The sequence below is a fragment of the Subtercola sp. Z020 genome (assembly GCF_002931235.1).
In the GTDB taxonomy this organism is placed as follows: Bacteria; Actinomycetota; Actinomycetes; order Actinomycetales; family Microbacteriaceae; genus Subtercola.
Window position 1 is genome coordinate 15,725 of the sequence record NZ_PSTT01000026.1, and the last position, 19,721, is coordinate 35,445.

Consider the following 19,721-nt stretch of genomic DNA (forward strand, 5'->3'; position numbering starts at 1 on the left):
TCCCCACCTATGACCACGGAATCCCTTCCCGTGCCATCGAACACCCGTACGCCCGCGCGGCCACCGGCCGCTTCGGCACCCGAGATCCTCACCGGCTCGGGCGCCATCCTCCGCTCCCTCGAGAAGCTCGGCGTGAAAGACGTCTTCGGCCTCCCGGGCGGGGCGATCATCCCGTTCTACGACGAGCTGATGGCCTCGACCACCATCCGCCACATCCTGGTGCGCCACGAGCAGGGTGCCGGTCACGCCGCCGAGGGGTACGCCTCCTCGACCGGCCGTGTCGGCGTCGCCATCGCGACCTCGGGGCCCGGCGCCACGAACCTCGTGACGGCGATCGCCGATGCGTACATGGACTCGGTGCCGACGCTGTTCATCACCGGCCAGATCTTCTCGCACCTGATGGGTACAGACGGCTTCCAGGAGGTCGACATCGTCGGCATCACGATGCCGATCACCAAGCACTCGTTCCTCGTCACGCGCCCAGAAGACATCCCCGCCACGCTCGCGGCGGCGCACCTCATCGCGTCGACCGGTCGCCCGGGCCCCGTGCTCGTCGACATCACCAAAGACGCGCAGCAGAACTCCGCGCCGTTCGTCTGGCCGTCGAAGGTCGACCTGCCCGGCTACCGCCCGGTGCTGAAGGCGCACGGCAAGCAGATCCAGGCCGCTGCGGCCCTGCTGGCCGTGGCCGAGCGCCCGGTGTTCTATGTCGGCGGCGGCGTCATCCGTGCCGGCGCGTCTGCCGAACTGCTGAAGCTCGCCGAGCTCACCGGCGCACCGGTCGTCACCACGCTCATGGCGCGCGGGGCGTTCCCCGACTCGCACCCCCAGGCCCTCGGGATGCCCGGCATGCACGGCACGGTGCCCTCTGTGCTGGCGCTGCAGGAGAGCGACCTGCTCGTCTCCCTCGGCGCCCGGTTCGACGACCGCGTCACGGGCAAGGTGAGCGAGTTCGCGCCCGACGCCAAGGTCGTGCACGTCGACATCGACCCCGCCGAGATCTCGAAGATCCGCATCGCCGACGTTCCGATCGTGGGCGATGCGCGCGACGTGATCATCGACCTCGCCGCCGCCTACGCCGACACCATTGCGGCGGTGGCCGCGGCATCCGGTGCCGAGGGAGCAACGGGCAAGCCCGACATCTCCGCCTGGTGGGAGCGCCTGCACGATCTGCAGAGGCAGTTCCCGCTCGGCTACGACGAACCGGTCGACGGGCTCATCTCGCCGCAGTACGTCATCGAGCGCATCGGCCAGATCACCGGCCCCGAGGGCATCTTCGCCTCCGGCGTCGGCCAGCACCAGATGTGGGCCGCCCAGTTCATCAAGTACGAGCGGCCGAACGCCTGGCTGAACTCCGGCGGTGCCGGCACGATGGGCTACGGCGTGCCCGCGGCCATGGGCGCCAAGGTCGCCAACCCCGACCGCACGGTCTGGGCGATCGACGGTGACGGCTGCTTCCAGATGACCAACCAGGAGCTCGCGACCTGCACGATCAACAAGATTCCGATCAAGGTCGCCATCATCAACAACTCCTCGCTCGGTATGGTGCGGCAGTGGCAGACGCTCTTCTACGACGGTCGCCACTCGTTCACCGACCTGAACACCGGTGACGGCACGGTGATGATCCCGGACTTCGTCAAGCTGGCCGATGCCTACGGTGCCCTCGGCATCCGGGTGACGCGCAAAGAAGACGTCGACGCGGCGATCAAGCTGGCGATCGAGACGAACGACCGCCCGGTCGTCATCGACTTCGTCGTCAGCCGCGACTCGATGGTCTGGCCGATGGTTCCCCAGGGAGTCGGCAACTCGTCGGTGCAGTACGCCCGCGAGCACGCTCCCGAGTGGGAAGAGGAGTAGACCCGTGAGCCATGTGCTTTCCCTGCTGGTCGAAGACAAGCCGGGCCTGCTGACCCGTGTCGCCGGCCTGTTCGCCCGCCGCGGCTTCAACATCGAGTCGCTGGCCGTCGGTGCGAGCGAAATCGACGGTCTCTCGCGCATCACGGTCGTCGTCGACGTCGAAGAGCTGCCCCTCGAGCAGGTCACGAAGCAGCTGAACAAGCTGGTCAACGTGATCAAGATCGTGGAGCTCGACCCCAACCAGTCGGTTCAGCGTGAACACCTGATGATCAAGGTCAAGGTCGACAACACGACCCGGTCGCAGGTGCTCGAGGCCGTGACGCTCTTCCGCGCGCGCGTCGTCGATGTGGCGACGGATGCGCTCGTCATCGAGGTGACGGGTGACTCCGGCAAGACGACCGCGTTCCTCCGCGTGCTCGAGCCGTACGGTATCAAGGAGATGGCGCAGTCCGGCCTTCTTGCGATCGGCCGGGGCAGCAAGTCGATCACCGAACGCGTCTACAAGAACTGACCCCCTCCGCTTCACTCCCGGAACGCCTCGGCGCCGCCGGGCATCCGGAACCATCGTCAACAAACCAAGGAGCAAGAAACACGTGACTGAAATCTTCTACGACGCAGACGCCGACCTGTCGCTCATCCAGGCGAAGAAGGTGGCCGTCGTCGGCTACGGCTCGCAGGGCCACGCCCACGCACTGAACCTCCGCGACTCCGGTGTCGAGGTCGTCGTCGCCCTCAAGGAGGGCTCGTCTTCGAAGGCCAAGGCCGAAGAGGCCGGCTTCCAGGTGCTGTCGGTCGCCGACGCCACCGCGTGGGCCGACGTCGTCGTGATCCTCGCGCCCGACCAGCACCAGCGCGGCATCTACGCGAACGACATCGCCCCGAACCTGAAGCCCGGTACCGCGCTCGTCTTCGGCCACGGCTTCAACATCCGCTTCGGCTACATCCAGGCGCCCGAGGGCACCGATGTTCTGCTCGTCGCCCCGAAGGGCCCGGGTCACACCGTGCGCCGCGAGTTCGAGGCCGGCCGCGGCGTTCCCGTCATCGTCGCCGTGGAAGAGGATGCCTCGGGCTCTGCCTGGGCGCTCGCCTGGTCGTACGCCCGTGCCATCGGCGGGCTCCGCGCCGGCGGCATCAAGACGACCTTCACCGAAGAGACCGAGACCGACCTGTTCGGCGAGCAGGCCGTTCTCTGCGGTGGCACGTCGCAGCTGGTGCAGTACGGCTTCGAGACGCTGATCGAGGCCGGCTACCAGCCGCAGATCGCGTACTTCGAGGTGCTGCACGAGCTGAAGCTGATCGTCGACCTGATGTGGGAGGGCGGCATCGCCAAGCAGCGCTGGTCGATCTCCGACACGGCCGAGTACGGCGACTACGTCTCGGGCCCGCGCGTGATCACGCCCGACGTCAAGGAGAACATGAAGGCCGTTCTCGCCGACATTCAGAGCGGTGCGTTCGCCGAGCGCTTCATCGCGGACCAGGATGCCGGAGCCCCCGAGTTCCTGGCGCTCCGCGAGAAGGGTGCACAGCACCCGATCGAGGAGACCGGCCGCGAGCTGCGCGCGCTCTTCGCATGGAAGCAGACCGACGCGGACTACACGGAAGGATCAGCTGCGCGCTGATCCTTCGGTGCCGCTCACGCGGTGCCGTGTTTGTTGGTGCGCCGGCCGGTGGCCGGCGCACGTCGAAGGATCAGCTGCACGCTGATCCTTCGGTGCCGCTTCGCGGTGCCGTGTTTGTTGGTGCGCCGGCCGGTGGCCGGCGCACGTCGAAGGGTCAGCTGCGCGCTGATTCTTCGGTGCCGCTCACGCGGTGCCGTGTTTGTTGGTGCGCCGGCCGGTGGCCGGCGCACGTCGAAGGGTCAGCTGCGCGCTGATCCTTCGGTGCCGCTCACGCGGTGCCACTCCATGACCTGACGGGCGGCCCCGGCCGAACCTCCCACCTCTGTGGCGGGGTTCGGGCTGGGCCGCCCGTTGCGTTTTGGGCGACGCTTTGCGGGCTCAGGGGTGGTGGAGGGCGTTCGCGAGTATGCCGTGGGTCGTCAGGGCGGTGCCGACGGCCTGGTCGAGCTCGGTGAAGACCTCGGCCGAGCGCGAGACGCCCACCACGCCGCCCATCGCCCCGGCGCCGGAGATGCGGCTGAGGCGGGCGACCAGCTGCCCCTCCTGCTGGAAGAACTCCATGCGGTAGTCGAGCCGCTGCTTCTCGCGACCGGCGAAGGCGCCGAGCCACAGCGTGGCGCTCGTGCTGCCGCGGGTGACATCCCAGCCGCCGAGCGGCGAGGTCGCGAGCTCGAAGCCCAGCGACCGCATCGCTTCGGCGAGTACCGAGCGAGCCTCGTCGTGGTCGCCGGAGATGAAGTAGTCGACTGCAGCCATGGCGTCATGATAGCGAGGCGGGGGCAGGCGCGGAGGCGGGCTTGCTCCCGGAGTCGGATGCGGCGGGTACGCTGAACGGATGGCCCGCGAACCCGACGACGACGCCCTCAGCTGGGGTGACGAGAACGACCCGACGTACGTCGCTGCGCATCCGGCCGCGCTCGACGAAGACGACCTCGAGGAAGACGTTCCGGTCGTCGAGGTGTTCAGCTCGTCGGCCGTGGCGCCGCCGCTGCCCGTGCCACCGTCGGCTGAGGCGGATGCCGCCCGGGCTCCCGAACCCGCCCAGGCGGCTGCCGCGACATCCGGCGCCCCGGTCGCCGCTGGCGTCGACACTGCTGCCGACCGCGACCGCGACCACGACCACGACCGCGACACTGTCGCCGAGCGCGACGCCGACCGTGACCTCGCGGCAGCCGACCGCGACCTCGCCGACGCCGAGGCGGAGACCGCACCCCTCAGCTCGGCAGGCCTCATTGCGTTCGGCGTGTTCGGCGGCATCTTCCTGCTGTATACCGTCGGCTGGCTGGTCACCTACATCCGCAACCCCACCGACCCCTCCGGCCTGGCCGGCATCGTGCAGAACGCCCAGAACGTGCTCGCGATCGCCGCGCCCGCGCTCTGGTTCATCGTGACGCTGCTACTCGGCGCCAGACGCCGCGTTCCGGTGCGCATCACCTGGCTCGCGATCGGCGTCGTGGTGCTGCTGCCCTGGCCCTTCCTGACGGGATACTGACGCCATGACCTCTGCACACCCGCCGGCCGGGGCCGCCTCGGGCGCCGCCTCGCCATCCACCCCGGCACGGGCATCCGGAACCCCCCGCCGCTCCCGCAGCCGTGCCGGCTGGATCGTCGCCGTCGTCTTCGCGTTCCTCTACGCCCTCGACGCCTTCCAGGGCCTCTCGAACCTGATCGGCCTCGGCGACTCGTTCCGCGCCGTCGACGTCGCGATGCCGGGCAACGCCGTGGCCACCCTGATCGGCCTGATCGCGGCCCCGCTCATCGTCTACGGGCTCGTGCTCTGGGGTACCCGGCGACGGGGGGCGGGGGCGGCGATGCTCGTCTTCCTCGTCGGTTTCGCGGTCGTCGCCGTGGTCACGCTCGACCTGCAGAGCCTCTACCGCAGCATCGTGCCCTTCATCATCCCGGTCTGACGGGCATCCGGAGCCGTCTCGCGGGCCGGCCGGCCGTTCGACGTAACGCGGGGACACCCGTACGATCCGGGCGCGCGTGAGGCACTAAAGTTGAGGGGCTACGTCGACCGCGAGCCCGCCGCGGCGCCTCATCGTAAGGAATCACTCCGTGCCCAAACCGGTCGTGCTGATCGCAGAAGAACTCTCCCCTGCCACCGTCGAGGCCCTCGGCCCCGACTTCGACGTGGTCGACGTCGACGGCACCGACCGCCCCGCCCTGCTGGCGGCACTCGCCACGGCAGACGCCATTCTCGTGCGCTCGGCGACGAAGGTCGACCAGGAGGCCATCGCCGCCGCCCCGAACCTCAAGGTGATCGCGCGTGCCGGTGTCGGCCTCGACAACGTCGACATCAAGGCGGCCACAGCCGCCGGCGTGATGGTCGTGAACGCGCCCACGTCGAACATCATCTCGGCCGCAGAGCTGACGGTCGGCCACATCCTGAGCCTCGCCCGCCACATCCCGGCCGCACACAGTGCGCTCGCCCAGGGGCAGTGGAAGCGGTCGAAGTACACCGGCACCGAGATCTTCGAGAAGACGGTCGGCATCATCGGCCTCGGCCGCATCGGTGCGCTCATCACGGCGCGCATGCAGGCCTTCGGCACGAACGTCGTCGCCTACGACCCCTACGTGACCTCGGCCCGCGCGCAGCAGCTCGGCGTCACCCTGCTCTCGCTCGACGAATTGCTCGCGCAGAGCGACTTCATCACCATCCACATGCCCAAGACGCCCGAGACGACCGGCATGATCAGCGACGACCAGCTCGCCCTCATGAAGCCGTCGGCTTATATCGTCAACGTCGCCCGTGGTGGGCTCATCGACGAAGATGCGCTGTTCCGGGCGCTCACCGGCGGCGTCATCGCGGGTGCCGGCCTCGACGTGTTCGTGAGCGAGCCGCCCACCGACCAGAAGCTGCTCGGCCTCGAGAACGTCGTCGTCACGCCGCACCTCGGCGCGTCGACCGACGAAGCGCAGGAGAAGGCGGGCGTCTCGGTGGCGAAATCCGTGCGGCTCGCGCTGTCTGGCGAGTTGGTTCCGGATGCCGTGAACGTCGCAGGCGGCGTCATCGACCCGAGCGTCAGGCCCGGTATCGGACTCGTCGAGAAGCTCGGGCAGGTCTTCTCCGGTCTCGCGGTGAGCCCGCTGACCAGCGTGGACGTCGTCGTGCGCGGTGAGATCGCGGCCTTCGACGTGAGCGTGCTGAAGCTGGCCGCCCTGAAGGGGATCTTCACCAATCAGGTCAGCGAGACGGTCTCGTACGTGAACGCGCCGCTGCTCGCCGAGCAGCGCGGGGTCACCGTCAGGCTCATCACCGACCCCGTGTCGGAGGAGTACCGCAACATCATCAACCTGACCGGCGCGCTGAGCGACGGCTCGCAGATCTCTGTCTCGGGAACGCTCACCGGAACGAAGCAGATCGAGAAGATCGTCGAGATCAACGGCTACGACGTCGAGGTTCCGTTCGCCGAGCACCTGCTGGTGATGATGTACGACGACCGCCCGGGCATCGTGGCGGTCTACGGCCGGGAATTCGGCGACGCGTCGATCAACATCGCGGGCATGCAGATCGCCCGCACGACCGCCGGCGGCAAGGCGCTGAGCGTTCTGACGATCGACTCGCCCGCGCCGGAGGGGCTGCTCGAGCGGGTACGCACGGCGATCGATGCCGACGTGCTCACCGAGATCGACATCACCGCCTGACCCTCCATGCGGCGAGACGGTCAGGTGCGGGCGAGACCGACAGGTGCACCGGTCCGTTTCGCCCGGAAGTGACCGTCTCGCCAAGCTAGCGGCGCCCGTGGGGCGCACCGGGGGCCGGGACGGGCGGGTCAGGCGGGGTCGGGGGAGGGCTCGATCGTGACCGTGTCGTCGGGGCCGGCGATCGTGTCGGCACCGAAGGTCAGGTGACCGAGGATGACGAAGATCCCCTGCGTCTGGTTCTCCTCGTGCCAGAAGAGGTCGAAGAAGAACGACACCGTCTCGCCTGCGGCCAGCGTCAGCGGCCCGTCGGACATCAGCGTGAACCCGCCGTTCCCCGACGTGCTGAGCGCGAACCGCCCGTTCTCCACCGGAGTGTCTGCCGTGTTCGAGTTCTCCGGCGCCTCGTACTGCGTCGCCTCAGAGTTGAAGGTGAGGCCGACGTTCGCCGTCGGGATGCCGCCGAGCGTCAGCACCGCGACGTCGCTCACCTCGGTGGGCTCGTTGTTCGTGATCGTGACCAGCACGCTGAGCGAACCGACGTGACGCAGCACCAGAAGGAGGGCCGCGAAGTCGAGGGTGATCTGCCGGCCGCCACTGGCTGCCGCTCCGGGTGCGGCCACCAGGGCACCGAGGGCCGGAATGCTCCAGGCCGCCGCCGCTCCGGCTGCCGCGCCGGTGCTGCCGATCAGGGTGCGCCTCGAGATTCCGGATGCCCGGGCATCCGGTGCCGACATGCCTGACTGGTTCTCTGCCATCGTTCCCCCACGTACTGACGCGCCCCGTGGGGCGAAAACAGCACCAATGTACCTCATCCGGGGGAGGGGGCGCGAGAGGAGGTCGGCGCCGTGCTCGGCCGCGACCGTGGATGGGACTAGGCGCCGCTTCGGGCCCTGACCAGCGTGTTCACCAGGTCGATGACCTCGTTCATGTCGTCGCTGGCCGGGTCGATCTCGCCGAGACCGCCCGGCAGCAGCGCCGAGTTGTAGTAGAGCCCGTCGCCGATCAGCATGATCGTTCGGGCGAGGGCGCGGTCGCCCACCACCTCGACGATCACGTCGAACCAGGCGCCCTGCATCGCCTTCAGCGCATCGCGCGCCTGCGGGTGGGAGCCCTGGGCGAGCCGCGTTGTGGCGATGATCGCCCTGTCGAGGTCGCTCTCGAGGTTCAGCGAACTGCGGAGGAAGTAGTCGATCGGCCCGATCTCCGCCGTGCGAATCGCCTCCACATCGACGTCGACGTACTCGGCGAGGCGGGCGAGCAGGCCTTCGACGAGCGCATCCTTCGACCCGAAGTGGTACAGCAGGCCGCCCTTGCTGACGCCGGCCTCCGCGGCGGTCGCCTCGAGGGTCGCAGCGCGTTCGCCCTGCGTGATGAGGATGAGCTCGAACGCGTCGAGCACCCGGTCGCGGGCCGAGGCGGTGGACGCAGAAGGCATGCGCCCATCGTACCGAGCGCGCGTGGGGGAGGGCCGGGCATCCGGAACCGAGCGCCCTGGGGGAGGGCCGGGCATCCGGAACCGAGCGTCCGGGGGAGGGCCGGGCATCCGCAACCCGCCTGCTTCTGTGCCCTCACCACACGGGGCCGGCGCCCCATTTGCCACTGTACCGGCTGGACGGTATACTGGGACGCACAACCCGACTGCTCCGACTCCGGATGCCCGGGCCGAACCCTGCCAGAAACGAAACATGTCCAGCTACACCCCCACCCTCCCCACCGCCCTCGGCACCGATCCTGCCGCCCGCGGCGACCGCGACCTGCGCGTCGGCGCTCGCGGCTGGCTCGCGCTCGCCGTTCTGATGCTGCCCGTTCTGCTCATCTCGGTCGACAACACCGTGTTGACGTTCGCGCTGCCGATCATCTCCGAGACGCTGCAGCCGACCGCGACCGCCCAGCTGTGGATCATCGACACCTACCCCCTCGTGCTGGCCGGCCTGCTGGTCGCCATGGGCAACCTCGGCGACCGCATCGGCCGTCGCCGCCTGCTCATGATCGGCGCCGTCGGTTTCGGCCTGCTGTCGATCGTCGCCGCGTTCGCCCCGACCGCCGAGGCGCTCATCGCCTGCCGCGGTGCGCTGGCCTTCTTCGGGGCGATGCTGATGCCGTCGACCCTGTCGCTGCTCCGCAGCATCTTCGCCGACCGTCGACAGCGTCGCCTGGCCATCGCGATCTGGTCGGCCGGTTTCGCTGCGGGCGCCGCGCTCGGACCGATCGTCGGCGGAGTGCTGCTGCAGCACTTCTGGTGGGGCAGCGTCTTTCTCATCGCGGTGCCGGTGCTCATCCCGCTGCTGGTGCTCGGGCCGTTCCTGATCCCGGAGTCGAAAGACCCGAACCCCGGGCGCCTCGACCTCATCGGCATCGGCCTGTCGATGGTGATGCTCGTTCCCGTCGTCTTCGCGATCAAGTCGGTCGCGACCGAGGGGCCGTCGTGGGCCGATCTCGGGCTGCTGGCGCTCAGCGTCGGTGCCGGCATCCTGTTCGTGAGGCGCCAGCTCGCCTCGCCGAACCCGATGCTCGACATGCGGCTGTTCCGGGTCGGCGCGTTCAGCGGTGCGGTGCTCGTGAACCTGCTGAGCGTCGTCTCACTGGTCGGTTTTCTGTTCTTCGTCTCGCAGCACCTGCAGTTGGTGCTCGCGCTCAGGCCGATGGATGCCGCCCTCGCCCTGGTTCCGGGCCTGATCGTGATGGTGGTGGCCGGCCTCGCCGTCGTACCGCTCGTTCGCTGGGTGCGCCCCAACATCGTGGTCGCCGGGGGGCTCGTGCTGTCGGCCGTCGCCTATACCATCGTGATGCTGACCGGGCAGAGCGCCACTGCGGCGACGCTCGCGATCGCGTTCGTCGTGCTCGCGATCGGTATCGGGGCGGCCGAGACCATCTCGAACGACCTCATCATCTCGGTCGTACCGGAGCACAAGGCGGGCGCGGCCTCTGCGGTCTCGGAGACCGCCTATGAACTCGGCGCGGTGCTCGGCACGGCGGTGCTCGGCAGCATTCTGACGGCGTTCTACCGCACGAGCCTCGTGCTGCCGGCCGGGCTCGCCCCGGCGCAGCAGGAGGCGTCGCGGGAGACGCTCGGCGGAGCGGTCGGCGTGGCCGGCGACCTGCCGTACAGCCTCGGGCAGGCGCTGCTGCACTCGGCGCGCGACGCCTTCGACAGCGGTGTGGTCGTGACCTCGGCGATCGGCGCCGCGCTCATGGTCGCGGCCACCCTGCTGGCCCTGGTCACCCTGCGCCGCGCCCGCGGCTGACGCCGCCGCCCGCGCGCCCGGCTGACCCGCGCCCCCGCTCCCGGGTTGTAATCTGGGGGGACCACCCCGATCCAGTGTTGGAGCCGCCATGTCACGCGTCATTCGCCTTGCCGTCATCCCCGGAGACGGGATCGGGCCCGAGGTCGTCGCCGAGGCGCTCAAAGTGCTCGACGCCGTCGCATCCGGGTCGGATGTCAGCATCGAGAAGACCACGTTCGAGCTGGGGGCAGCCCGTTTTCTCGAGACAGGTGACGTTCTCACCGACGACGACCTGGCATCCATCGCCTCACACGACGCCATTCTGCTCGGGGCCGTCGGCGGCGTGCCCGGCGACCCGCGTCTCAAAGACGCGAACATCGAGCGCGGGCTGCTGCTGAAGCTGCGCTTCGCTCTCGACCACTACGTGAACCTCCGCCCGACCACGATCTTCCCCGGCGTCACCAGCCCGCTCTCGAACCCGGGCGAGGTCGACTTCGTCGTCGTGCGCGAGGGAACAGAGGGGCCCTACGTCGGCAACGGCGGGGCCATCCGGGTCGGCACCCCGCACGAGATCGCGAACGAAGTGTCGGTCAATACGGCGTTCGGCGTCGAAAGGGTCGTTCGCTTCGCGTTCGACCTGGCAAACAGCAGGCCGCGCAGGAAGCTCACGCTCGTGCACAAGAACAATGTGCTCGTCTTCAGTGGCAACCTCTGGATGCGCACCGTCAACGCCGTGGCCGCCGAATACCCCGCGGTCGCCGTCGACTACCTGCACGTCGATGCGGCGACCATCTTCTTCGTCACAGACCCTGCTAGATTCGACACCATCGTCACGGACAACCTCTTCGGCGACATCCTGACCGATCTGGCCGGCGCAATCAGCGGTGGCATCGGTCTGGCCTCCTCGGGCAACATCAACCCGACGGGCGCCTTCCCCAGCATGTTCGAGCCGGTTCACGGTTCCGCTCCCGATATTGCAGGCCAGCAGATCGCCGACCCGACGGCCGCGATCCTCTCCGTCGCCCTCCTCCTCGACCAGCAGGGTCTGCCCGAGGCGGCGACGAAGATCCGCACCGCCGTCACCAGCGACCTCGCCGGCCGAACCGCTGCCTCCGGCTCTCGAACGACGGCCGAGGTCGGCGACGCCATTGTCACTCTGCTCACGTCACCGGGTGCAGCTGACTCGCCCGCTTCGGCGGGTGCGTCGGTCTCGCCCGCATCCGGCGTCGAGCCCGTCTCCCAGGAGAGCGCATCATGACCAGCACCGCCGCTTCCGCGACATCCTTCCCCCTCTCGTTCTCTCTGACCCCGTCGACGGATGCCCGTGCCGAGGCCGAGCGCGAGGCGATCCTCGCCGACCCCGGGTTCGGCAAGCACTTCACCGACCACATGGTCTCGATCGAATGGACGCTCGACGGCGGCTGGCACGACGCCCAGGTGCTGCCGTACGGGCCCATTGCGCTCGACCCGGCCGCCTCGGTGCTGCACTACGCGCAGGAGATCTTCGAGGGGTTGAAGGCCTACCGGCACGCCGACGGGTCGATCCACACCTTCCGCCCCGACGCGAATGCCGCACGCCTGCAGCGCTCGGCCGTTCGTCTTGCGCTGCCCGAGCTCTCGACGGAGGACTTCATCGAGTCGCTCCGCCAGCTCGTCGCCGTCGACGGGTCGTGGGTGCCCGATGCTCCCGAGACGAGCCTCTACCTCCGCCCGTTCATGTTCGCGACCGAGAGTTTTCTCGGCGTGCGGTCGGCGCAGAAGGTGGGCTACTACGTCATCGCCTCGCCGGCGGGGGCCTACTTCTCGAACGGTGTCTCGCCGGTCAACATCTGGCTCTCGTCCGACTACAACCGTGCCGGTCGCGGGGGCATGGGCGCTGCCAAGACGGGCGGGAACTACGCCTCGTCGCTGCTTCCGCAGGAGCTCGCCTACGAGAAGGGCTGCGCGCAGGTGCTCTTCCTCGACTCGCAGGAGGGAAAGTACCTCGAAGAGCTCGGCGGCATGAACCTCTTTCTCGTCTACCGTGACGGCACTCTGGTGACCCCGCAGTCCGACAGCATCCTCTCGGGTATCACCCGCGACAGCATCATGACGCTCGCCAGGGATCGGGGCCACAACGTCGAGCACCGCCGTGTGACGATCGAGGAGTGGAAGGCCGGTTCGGCATCCGGAGACATCGTCGAGGTGTTCGCGTGCGGAACCGCCGCGGTCATCACGCCCGTCGCCCAGTTGCGCGCCGAAGACTTCACACTCGGTTCTGCGGATGCCGCGGCCGGCGAGTTGACGATGTCGCTCCGTCAGGAGCTGACCGACATCCAGTACGGCCGCGTGCCCGACACCCACGGTTGGATGACCCGGCTCGACGCCTGAGGAGCAGACGCATGAACATCGCACGGTTCAGCACGGGGGAAGACCCGCAGTACGGCATCATCGACGGCGAGGAGATCGTCGTTCTGCAGGGCGACCCGATGTTCCAGGGGTTCGTCACGACCGAGGAGCGTGTGTCGCTCGGGGCGGTGAAGCTGCTCGCCCCGGTGATTCCGCGGTCGAAGGTGGTCGGCATCGGGCGCAACTACGCGCAGCACGCCGCCGAGCTCGGCAACGACGTGCCCGAGCGTCCGCTGCTGTTCCTGAAGCCGAACACCTCAGTCATCGGCCCGGGCGACACGATCGTGCTGCCGCCGGACAGTCAGCAGGTCGAGCACGAGGCGGAGCTGGCGATCGTGATCGGCACCGTGGCGAAGAACGTGCGCGCGGAGGACTACGCCGACGTGGTCTTCGGCTACACGATCGCGAACGACGTGACGGCCCGCGATCTGCAGAAGCTCGACGGGCAGTGGTCGCGCGCGAAGGGGTTCGACACGTTCTGCCCGCTCGGCCCGGTGATCGAGACCGAGTTCGACTGGAAGGATGCTCTCATCGAGGCCCGCGTCGACGGCGAGCTGCGGCAGGAGGGCAACCTCTCGGAGATGATCTTCGCGGTGCCCGAACTGGTCGCCTACGTGTCGCGTGCCTTCACCCTGCTGCCCGGTGACGTGATCCTGACGGGCACGCCCGCCGGAGTGTCGCGCTTCACGTCGGGGCAGACGGTCGACGTCTCGATCGCGGGCCTCGGCACGCTGTCGAACCGCGCGCGGTAGGGCGGGCGCGGGGCGCGGTTTGCTCGCGGTCGGTGCTCGCGGTCGGCTCTCGCGGCGCGGCTGCCGTCAGCGGCGCTGGTCGACGGGTGCCACCTCCTGCCCGAGCGGCTGACCGCCCGCATAGGCATCGAGCGGGTGGGCGATCTCGTCACGCGGCATCCGTGCGACCACGATCGCCACCACCGTGATCACGACCGGGCCGAGCCCCGCCACCAGGAACGCCGGCTGCAACCCGACCGCCTCGCCGACCGGCCCGGCGAACGCCATCGAGATCGGCATGAACAGCAGCGACACGAAGAAGTCGAGGCTCGAGACGCGCCCGAGCATGTGAGATGGCACCCGCCGCTGCAGCAGCGTGCCCCAGATCACCGTCGCCGCCGCGAACGTGAAGCCCACCACGAACAGCGCGACGATCATGATCCACAGATCAGAGGCATAGCCGACCACGGCCAACGGAATCACCCCCGCACCCCAGAGCAGCATCATGATCGTGAGGTACCGCCGCGGCAACCGGAGCGACGCGACCGTGAGCGACCCGAGGATTCCGCCGACCCCGTACGCCGTGAGCACCAGCGCGAACGCCCCCGGCCCGCCACCCGTCTGGTCGCGCACCGCGAACGGCAGGAGCACCTCGATCGGGCCCATCACCATCAACACCAGCAGGGTCGCGAACAGCAGTGTCGCCAGCAGCCACGGCGTGCGCACCATGTACCGGAACCCTTCCGCCAAGTCGCGCACCGCTCCGCGGAAGGGATGCTCGGCCCCCGCAGCGCCGCCCTCGCCCGCGCGCTTTCGCCTGGAGCCACCGCTACCGCCACTGCCACCGGCGCCGGAATCCGCGTCAGTGCCGACGGCTCCGACGCCTGCACCTGCCCCCGCGCGCGCGACATCGACGTCCGCGTCAGCGCCGACGGCACCGACGTCTGCACCTGCACCCGCCCCGCGCACGACAACGACGTCCGCGCTCGCGCCCGCGGTGTTCGCGTCGGCGCGCACTGCACCGCCATTGGCGCGCAGGGCACCGCCATCGGTACCCGCTGCGGCGCGGCGCATTGCGAGCAGCACGAGCACGTCGATCGCCTGCGACGCCGCCACCGCCAAGAAGGCCAGCCCGGGCGAGAGCACTGCGATGGCCGCGCTTGCGACCGCTGGCCCGGCCGCCGACATGAGCGCCGGGCGCAGCATCCCCTCGATCCCGTTGGCAGCGAGCAGGTCGTCGGGTGGCAGCACCGACGGCAGCAGTGCGGAGTACGCCGGGTAGAAGAAGCCGTCGACCACCCCGAGCAGGGTCGCCGCGACCACGAGGTGCCAGAGCTCAAGCGTCGCCGTGAGGGCGAGCGCGCCGATGACCGCGACGGTTGCCGTCTTCACTGTCTCCGTCGCGATCAGGATGGCGCGCTGCGGAACGCGATCGGCCGCCACACCGCCGACCAGCACGGCCGCCACGAGCCCCACGCTCGACCCAGCGGCAACAAGAGAGAGATCAGTCGGGCCGCCTCCGAGCGCGATCACCTGCCACACGACAGCCACGAGCCACATTCCCGACCCGAACAGCGAGAACGTCAGCGCGACGACGAGCAGCCGGTACTGCGGTACCCGGAACGGACGCAGCGCGCGCGCCGACGCGAGAGCGTTCACGTCGGGGCCTCCTCAGTTCAGGTACAGAAAACGGTCAGGTGTTCAGCTGGTCGACGAACCACGCGGCAGCGTGATCATCCGGAAGATCACGTGCACTCTCGCAGCACCCACCGACACCGCCCCACTCATCGGCCCCGCACCAACCGAAACCCCGAACGTGGCCGCGGGACGGCGCGCACGTGCGCGGGCCCGCTGGAGCCCCCGACGAGAGCCGGCCGCGTCAGGCCTGGATGACCGCGATCACATTGCCCGCCGGGTCCCTGAACCACGCGATGTCCGGCCCGTTCCCGCGCATGATGCCCTTCGCATCGACCGGCATCTGACCGCCGGCGTAGATGTTCGTGTCGACGCCGCGGCTCTGCAGATCATCCACCGCAGAATCGATGTCGTCGACGGGGAAGTTCAGCATCGTGTACGACGCCGGCTCGTGATTCGGCTTCGGGTACACCAGCACCCGGCCGCCGCTCGGCAGGTTCAACTCGATGAAACCCATCTCGTTGTCGCTCACCGAGAGCCCCAGCGTCTGCCCGTAGAATTGCCGGGCTGCGTCGATGTCGTCGACGGAGAACCCGCTGAACGCGCCGGTCGTGCTGAACATCTGTTCCTCCTCGGAGTGCGCGGCGCGGTGGCCGCTGCTGCGGCCCCGGTGCCCACGACGTAAGTGTACGATGTCAACAATCACATGACGTGGCCGACTTGTCCAGTGCGGCGTTCTCGGCCAGTCATGTTCACAGGGGGAGTGCCAGATGAGCGGTGAGCAGGGGGATGCGGCTCTGGATGCTGCGCCGAACGCTGCCGCCGACGGCGCTGGAGCGGCCGCCGACACCCCCGCCCCCCGCACCACGTATCGCCACGGCGACCTGCGCGGTGCCCTGCTCGCCGCGGGGATCGAGATGGCCAGGCGCGGCGGACCCGACGCCGTGGTGCTCCGCGAGGCGACCCGGCAGGCGGGCGTGACGCCGAACGCCGCGTACCGGCACTTCGCCGACCGCCAGGCGCTGCTGCGCGCGGTCTCCGACGCGGCGCAGGGGCTGGCCGCCGACGCGATGGAGGCGGAGGTGGCGCGCGCTGCCGCTGCATCCGGCGTCAACACCGCCGATGCCGCCCGGCGGATGCTCCGCGCGGTCGGCACGGGCTACCTCGCCTTCGCGCGTGACGAGCCGGGCCTGTTCCGTGCCGCCTTCTCGGTGCCCGACCACCTCGCCAACAGTATGGACGCCGCCAAGGCCGGCACGGCGGGCCGCACCCCGTTCCAGATCCTGAGCGCGGCGCTCGACGCCTGGGCGGCCGCGGGCATCCTGCCGCCGGCTCGCCGCGCGAACGCCGAGCTGTACGCGTGGTCCGCGGTGCACGGGCTCGGCATGCTCGTGATCGACGGGCCCCTGCGCGGGCTCAGCGCCGAACTGGTCGACGGAGCCACCGTGCGCGTGCTCGACATGGTCGAACGTGGGCTCTGAGCATCCACCAGCCTGTGGATAACCGCGCGACAGCGAACCTCTCACGCCGTAGAATTGCGCCAGTATGTCATCTTCAGAACTCCCTCCCTTCTCCACCGCCACAGGCGCCGACGTGCGCGTGCGGTTCTGCCCGTCGCCGACCGGAACGCCGCACGTCGGGCTGATCCGTACGGCCCTCTTCAACTGGGCATATGCCAGGCACAACGGCGGCAAACTTGTCTTTCGCATCGAAGACACCGACGCAGCCCGCGACTCCGAAGAGAGCTACGAGCAGCTGCTCGATGCGCTGCGCTGGCTGCGCATCGACTGGGATGAGGGGATCGACGTCGGCGGGCCGAACGGGCCGTACCGGCAGTCGCAGCGCTCCGACATCTACCTCGACCTCGTCGAGAAGTTGAAGGCGAGCGGGCACCTCTACGAGAGCTACTCGACCGCGGAAGAGATCGACGCCCGCAACGAGGCTGCCGGCCGCGCGAAGCAGCTCGGCTACGACAACTTCGACCGTGACCTGACCGACGAGCAGCGGCAGGCGTTCCGCGACGAGGGGCGGCTTCCGGCCTTACGTCTGCGTGTTCCCAACACCGATCTGAGTTTCGACGATCTGGTTCGCGGCCCGATCACCTTCCCCGCGGGTTCGTTCGTCGACTTCGTCGTCGTCCGGCCGAACGGGGCACCGCTCTACACGTTCGTGAATCCGGTCGACGACGCGCTGATGGGCATCACGCACGTGCTGCGCGGTGAAGACCTCCTCTCCTCCACACCCCGCCAGATCGCTCTCTATGACGCTCTGGTCGACATCGGCGTCACCACGTTCATCCCGCGCTTCGGGCACCTGCCGTACGTGATGGGCGAGGGCAACCGCAAGCTCAGCAAGCGCGACCCCGAGTCGAACCTGTTCCACCACCGTGACCGCGGGTTCATCCCCGAGGGCCTCGTCAACTACCTCGCGCTGCTCGGCTGGTCGCTGACCCACGACCGCGACGTCTTCTCGATCGACGAGATGGTGGCGGCGTTCGAGGTGGTCGACGTCAACCCGAACCCCGCGCGTTTCGACCTCAAGAAGGCAGAGTCGATCAACGGCGACCACATCCGGCTGCTCGAGGTCGACGACTTCGCGGGCCGCACGCTCCCGTACCTGGAATCCGCGGGCGTGCTGACGCTTCCGGCGACGGATGCCCAGCTGGCCACTCTCGCCGAGGCCGCCCCGCTCGTGCAGGAGCGCATGGCGCTGCTCGGCGAAGCGCCCGCGATGCTCGGCTTCCTCTTCCAGACGGCCGACGCCGTCGAATACCAGCCGGATGCCCTGGCCACCCTCCCCGAGAACACCGGCGTCATCCTGGCCGCCGCGGTCGGCGCGCTCGAGCTGATCGAGCTCTCGGAATTCCGGCACGAACGCATCAAAGACGACCTCGCGACGGCGCTCATCGAGGGCCTCGGGCTCAAGCCGCGCGTCGCCTACGGGCCGCTGCGGGTGGCGCTGTCGGGCCGCAAGGTGTCGCCGCCGCTGTTCGAGTCGATGCAGATCCTCGGCAAGGAGGAGTCGATCGCGCGCCTCGTTCGCCTGTCAGCGTTCCACGCGGAGCAGGGCGCTGGTGCCGGTGCCGCGGATGCCGCGGGCGTGGCGTCGTAGCGATGGGCAGACTGATCCGTTCCGATGCCGTCGCCGCCGCGGTGGGTGCGATGGCGTCCGACGCGCTCGACGCCGCGCGCGCTCGCGCCGCTGCGGATGACACCGCCGGCGCTGCCGACGCCGCTCCCTCTGCAGAGACCGCGAAGCCTGCGCAGTCATCCGCTCCGTCGGCCTCGTCCCAGCCGGACGACGCGCCCGAGCCCGCCGACATATCTGAGCCCGACACGTTCAGACCGGCCGCGTCTGCGCCTGCCGCGTCCGAGCCTGCCGCGTCTGAGACCGCCGCGTCTCGGCCCGCCGCGTCCGAGCCTGCCGCGTCTGAGACCGCCGCGTCTCAGCCCGCCACCTCCGAGCCCGCCACCTCCGAGCCCGCTACCTCTGAGCCGCCCACACCCGCCGCGCAGGCCGCCCCCGTCGTGACCTTCGGCCCCGCAAAGGGCGGGCGCGGTCGCGGGCCGCAGTCGGCCCGGATGCCCGACCGGGCATCCGGAGCCGCAGCCAGCGCCAACGCCGCCCGCGCCGCAGCAGAACCCGGCCCGAACACGGTGTTCGACGTCATCATCATCGGCGCAGGCCCCGCCGGGCTGAGCGCCGGCCTCAACCTGGTGCGCGCCCGCCGACGCGTGCTGATGCTCGACAGTAACCGCCCGCGGCACTCCGCGACCCTGAAGTCGCACGGGTTCCTGACGCGTGACGGGGTGTCGCCGCTCGAGCTACGCAAACTCGGCCGCGAGGAGTTCGAGCACTACCCCGAGGCGTCGTTCCACCAGAGTCTTGTGACCGGCATCGACCGCGTCGAGGAGGAGACGGGAGAGCTCTTCGTCGTGCACTCGAAGGGCATCCGCGGCTCGGGCGACCGCACCTCGACCGCCCGCACCGTGCTCATCGCGACCGGGCTCACCGAGACGCTGCCTGCCCTGCCGAGCATCCGCGCCTACTACGGAACCGACATGCACAGCTGCACCGAGTGCGACGGCTACGAGAAATCCGACGCCCCGCTCGCGCTCATCGGCGAGACCAGCGACCTCGCCGAGCGCGCCCTGCTGCTCTCGCAGTGGTCGAACGACCTCATCGTCTTCACGAACGGCGTCGCCGACCTGAGCGAGCACGACGAGTCGGCTCTGGATGCCCGGGGGATCGGCGTCGAACGCCGCCCCATCGCGGACATCGAGGGCGACCGCACGGGCATGACCGGCGTCTCGCTCGCCGATGGCACGGTCATCCTGCGCAGCGGCGGTTTCGTGCGCCCCGTCTGGACGACCGCGCTCGACTACGAGGCCCTCCTCGGCGTGGCGACCGACGACGACAAACTGCTCGTGGTCGACTGGCTCGGCCGCACCTCAGTGCCCGGCGTCTTCGCGGCCGGCGATTCGACCCCGCCCGGAGCGCAACAGCTCGTCGTGGCGGCCGGCGCCGGCGCGAAGGTGGCCTCGGCGATCAACCGCCACCTCATCGGCCTGCTGTAGCCGGCGCCGGCCGCCACGACGAGCTGTTGCGCTCCGGGCGGG

At 69.5% G+C, this 19,721-nt stretch carries 18 protein-coding genes; 13 read left to right on the forward strand and 5 right to left on the reverse strand.

Annotation, left to right across the window (positions count from 1 at the left end):
• Positions 1 to 9 precede the first annotated feature (9 nt).
• The 3 genes from C5B96_RS03235 (at position 10) to ilvC (ending at position 3,476) form a co-directional block, all read left to right on the forward strand.
• The gene (locus C5B96_RS03235) at positions 10 to 1,857 is read left to right on the forward strand and encodes an acetolactate synthase large subunit (protein WP_104242918.1); all 1,848 of its coding nucleotides are present in this window, start codon (positions 10 to 12) and stop codon (positions 1,855 to 1,857) included.
• A gap of 4 nt (positions 1,858 to 1,861) precedes the next feature.
• Positions 1,862 to 2,368, forward strand: a complete 507-nt coding sequence (gene ilvN / locus C5B96_RS03240) for an acetolactate synthase small subunit (RefSeq protein WP_104242920.1) — start codon at positions 1,862 to 1,864, stop codon at positions 2,366 to 2,368.
• A gap of 82 nt (positions 2,369 to 2,450) precedes the next feature.
• Entirely contained in the window at positions 2,451 to 3,476 is a 1,026-nt protein-coding gene (ilvC, locus tag C5B96_RS03245; protein WP_104242922.1) for a ketol-acid reductoisomerase, read from the forward strand.
• 378 nt (positions 3,477 to 3,854) lie between these two features.
• On the opposite strand, the gene C5B96_RS03250 is transcribed toward ilvC, so the two are convergent.
• Complete coding sequence (locus C5B96_RS03250; RefSeq protein ID WP_104242924.1) at positions 3,855 to 4,232, reverse strand: hypothetical protein; 378 nt, start codon at positions 4,230 to 4,232, stop codon at positions 3,855 to 3,857.
• Between the two features lie 79 nt (positions 4,233 to 4,311).
• On the opposite strand from C5B96_RS03250, the gene C5B96_RS03255 reads away from it, so the two are divergent.
• The 3 genes from C5B96_RS03255 (at position 4,312) to serA (ending at position 7,124) form a co-directional block, all read left to right on the forward strand.
• Positions 4,312 to 4,968, forward strand: a complete 657-nt coding sequence (locus C5B96_RS03255; protein ID WP_104242926.1) for a hypothetical protein — start codon at positions 4,312 to 4,314, stop codon at positions 4,966 to 4,968.
• Between the two features lie 4 nt (positions 4,969 to 4,972).
• Complete coding sequence (locus C5B96_RS03260; protein WP_104242928.1) at positions 4,973 to 5,386, forward strand: hypothetical protein; 414 nt, start codon at positions 4,973 to 4,975, stop codon at positions 5,384 to 5,386.
• Positions 5,387 to 5,534: 148 nt separating this feature from the next.
• Entirely contained in the window at positions 5,535 to 7,124 is a 1,590-nt protein-coding gene (serA, locus tag C5B96_RS03265; protein WP_104242930.1) for a phosphoglycerate dehydrogenase, read from the forward strand.
• Between the two features lie 128 nt (positions 7,125 to 7,252).
• Here the strand turns inward: serA and C5B96_RS03270 are convergent, their stop codons facing one another.
• Positions 7,253 to 7,879, reverse strand: coding sequence for a hypothetical protein (locus C5B96_RS03270; RefSeq protein WP_146078068.1), 627 nt, complete (start codon positions 7,877 to 7,879; stop codon positions 7,253 to 7,255).
• A gap of 116 nt (positions 7,880 to 7,995) precedes the next feature.
• Positions 7,996 to 8,559, reverse strand: a complete 564-nt coding sequence (locus C5B96_RS03275) for a TetR/AcrR family transcriptional regulator (protein WP_104242934.1) — start codon at positions 8,557 to 8,559, stop codon at positions 7,996 to 7,998.
• Between the two features lie 250 nt (positions 8,560 to 8,809).
• On the opposite strand from C5B96_RS03275, the gene C5B96_RS03280 reads away from it, so the two are divergent.
• The 4 genes from C5B96_RS03280 (at position 8,810) to C5B96_RS03295 (ending at position 13,488) form a co-directional block, all read left to right on the forward strand.
• Positions 8,810 to 10,369, forward strand: a complete 1,560-nt coding sequence (locus tag C5B96_RS03280; protein ID WP_104242936.1) for an MFS transporter — start codon at positions 8,810 to 8,812, stop codon at positions 10,367 to 10,369.
• Positions 10,370 to 10,457: 88 nt separating this feature from the next.
• A complete protein-coding gene (locus C5B96_RS03285) occupies positions 10,458 to 11,606 on the forward strand; it encodes a 3-isopropylmalate dehydrogenase (protein ID WP_104242938.1) in 1,149 nt (382 codons plus the stop codon).
• Entirely contained in the window at positions 11,603 to 12,718 is a 1,116-nt protein-coding gene (locus C5B96_RS03290; RefSeq protein WP_104242940.1) for a branched-chain amino acid aminotransferase, read from the forward strand. Before C5B96_RS03285 ends, C5B96_RS03290 begins: the two co-directional genes overlap by 4 nt.
• Positions 12,719 to 12,729: 11 nt before the next feature.
• Positions 12,730 to 13,488: a fumarylacetoacetate hydrolase family protein gene (locus C5B96_RS03295; RefSeq protein ID WP_104242942.1), complete on the forward strand. Its 759-nt coding sequence runs from the start codon at positions 12,730 to 12,732 to the stop codon at positions 13,486 to 13,488.
• 66 nt (positions 13,489 to 13,554) lie between these two features.
• Here C5B96_RS03295 and C5B96_RS17705 read toward each other — a convergent pair whose 3' ends face one another.
• Together C5B96_RS17705 and C5B96_RS03310 are read right to left on the reverse strand one after the other, a co-directional pair.
• The gene (locus C5B96_RS17705) at positions 13,555 to 15,126 is read right to left on the reverse strand and encodes an MFS transporter (RefSeq protein ID WP_233188969.1); all 1,572 of its coding nucleotides are present in this window, start codon (positions 15,124 to 15,126) and stop codon (positions 13,555 to 13,557) included.
• 220 nt (positions 15,127 to 15,346) lie between these two features.
• A complete protein-coding gene (locus C5B96_RS03310) occupies positions 15,347 to 15,724 on the reverse strand; it encodes a VOC family protein (RefSeq protein ID WP_104242944.1) in 378 nt (125 codons plus the stop codon).
• Positions 15,725 to 15,872: 148 nt separating this feature from the next.
• Here C5B96_RS03310 and C5B96_RS03315 point away from each other — a divergent pair, with 148 nt between their 5' ends.
• The 3 genes from C5B96_RS03315 (at position 15,873) to C5B96_RS03325 (ending at position 19,679) form a co-directional block, all read left to right on the forward strand.
• Positions 15,873 to 16,583: a TetR/AcrR family transcriptional regulator gene (locus tag C5B96_RS03315; RefSeq protein ID WP_104242946.1), complete on the forward strand. Its 711-nt coding sequence runs from the start codon at positions 15,873 to 15,875 to the stop codon at positions 16,581 to 16,583.
• A gap of 64 nt (positions 16,584 to 16,647) precedes the next feature.
• On the forward strand, positions 16,648 to 18,213 hold the full coding sequence (gene gltX, locus C5B96_RS03320) for a glutamate--tRNA ligase (RefSeq protein ID WP_104242948.1): 1,566 nt from the start codon (positions 16,648 to 16,650) through the stop codon (positions 18,211 to 18,213).
• A 2-nt stretch (positions 18,214 to 18,215) separates the two neighbouring features.
• A complete protein-coding gene (locus C5B96_RS03325; protein ID WP_369826424.1) occupies positions 18,216 to 19,679 on the forward strand; it encodes an NAD(P)/FAD-dependent oxidoreductase in 1,464 nt (487 codons plus the stop codon).
• Positions 19,680 to 19,721 lie beyond the last annotated feature (42 nt).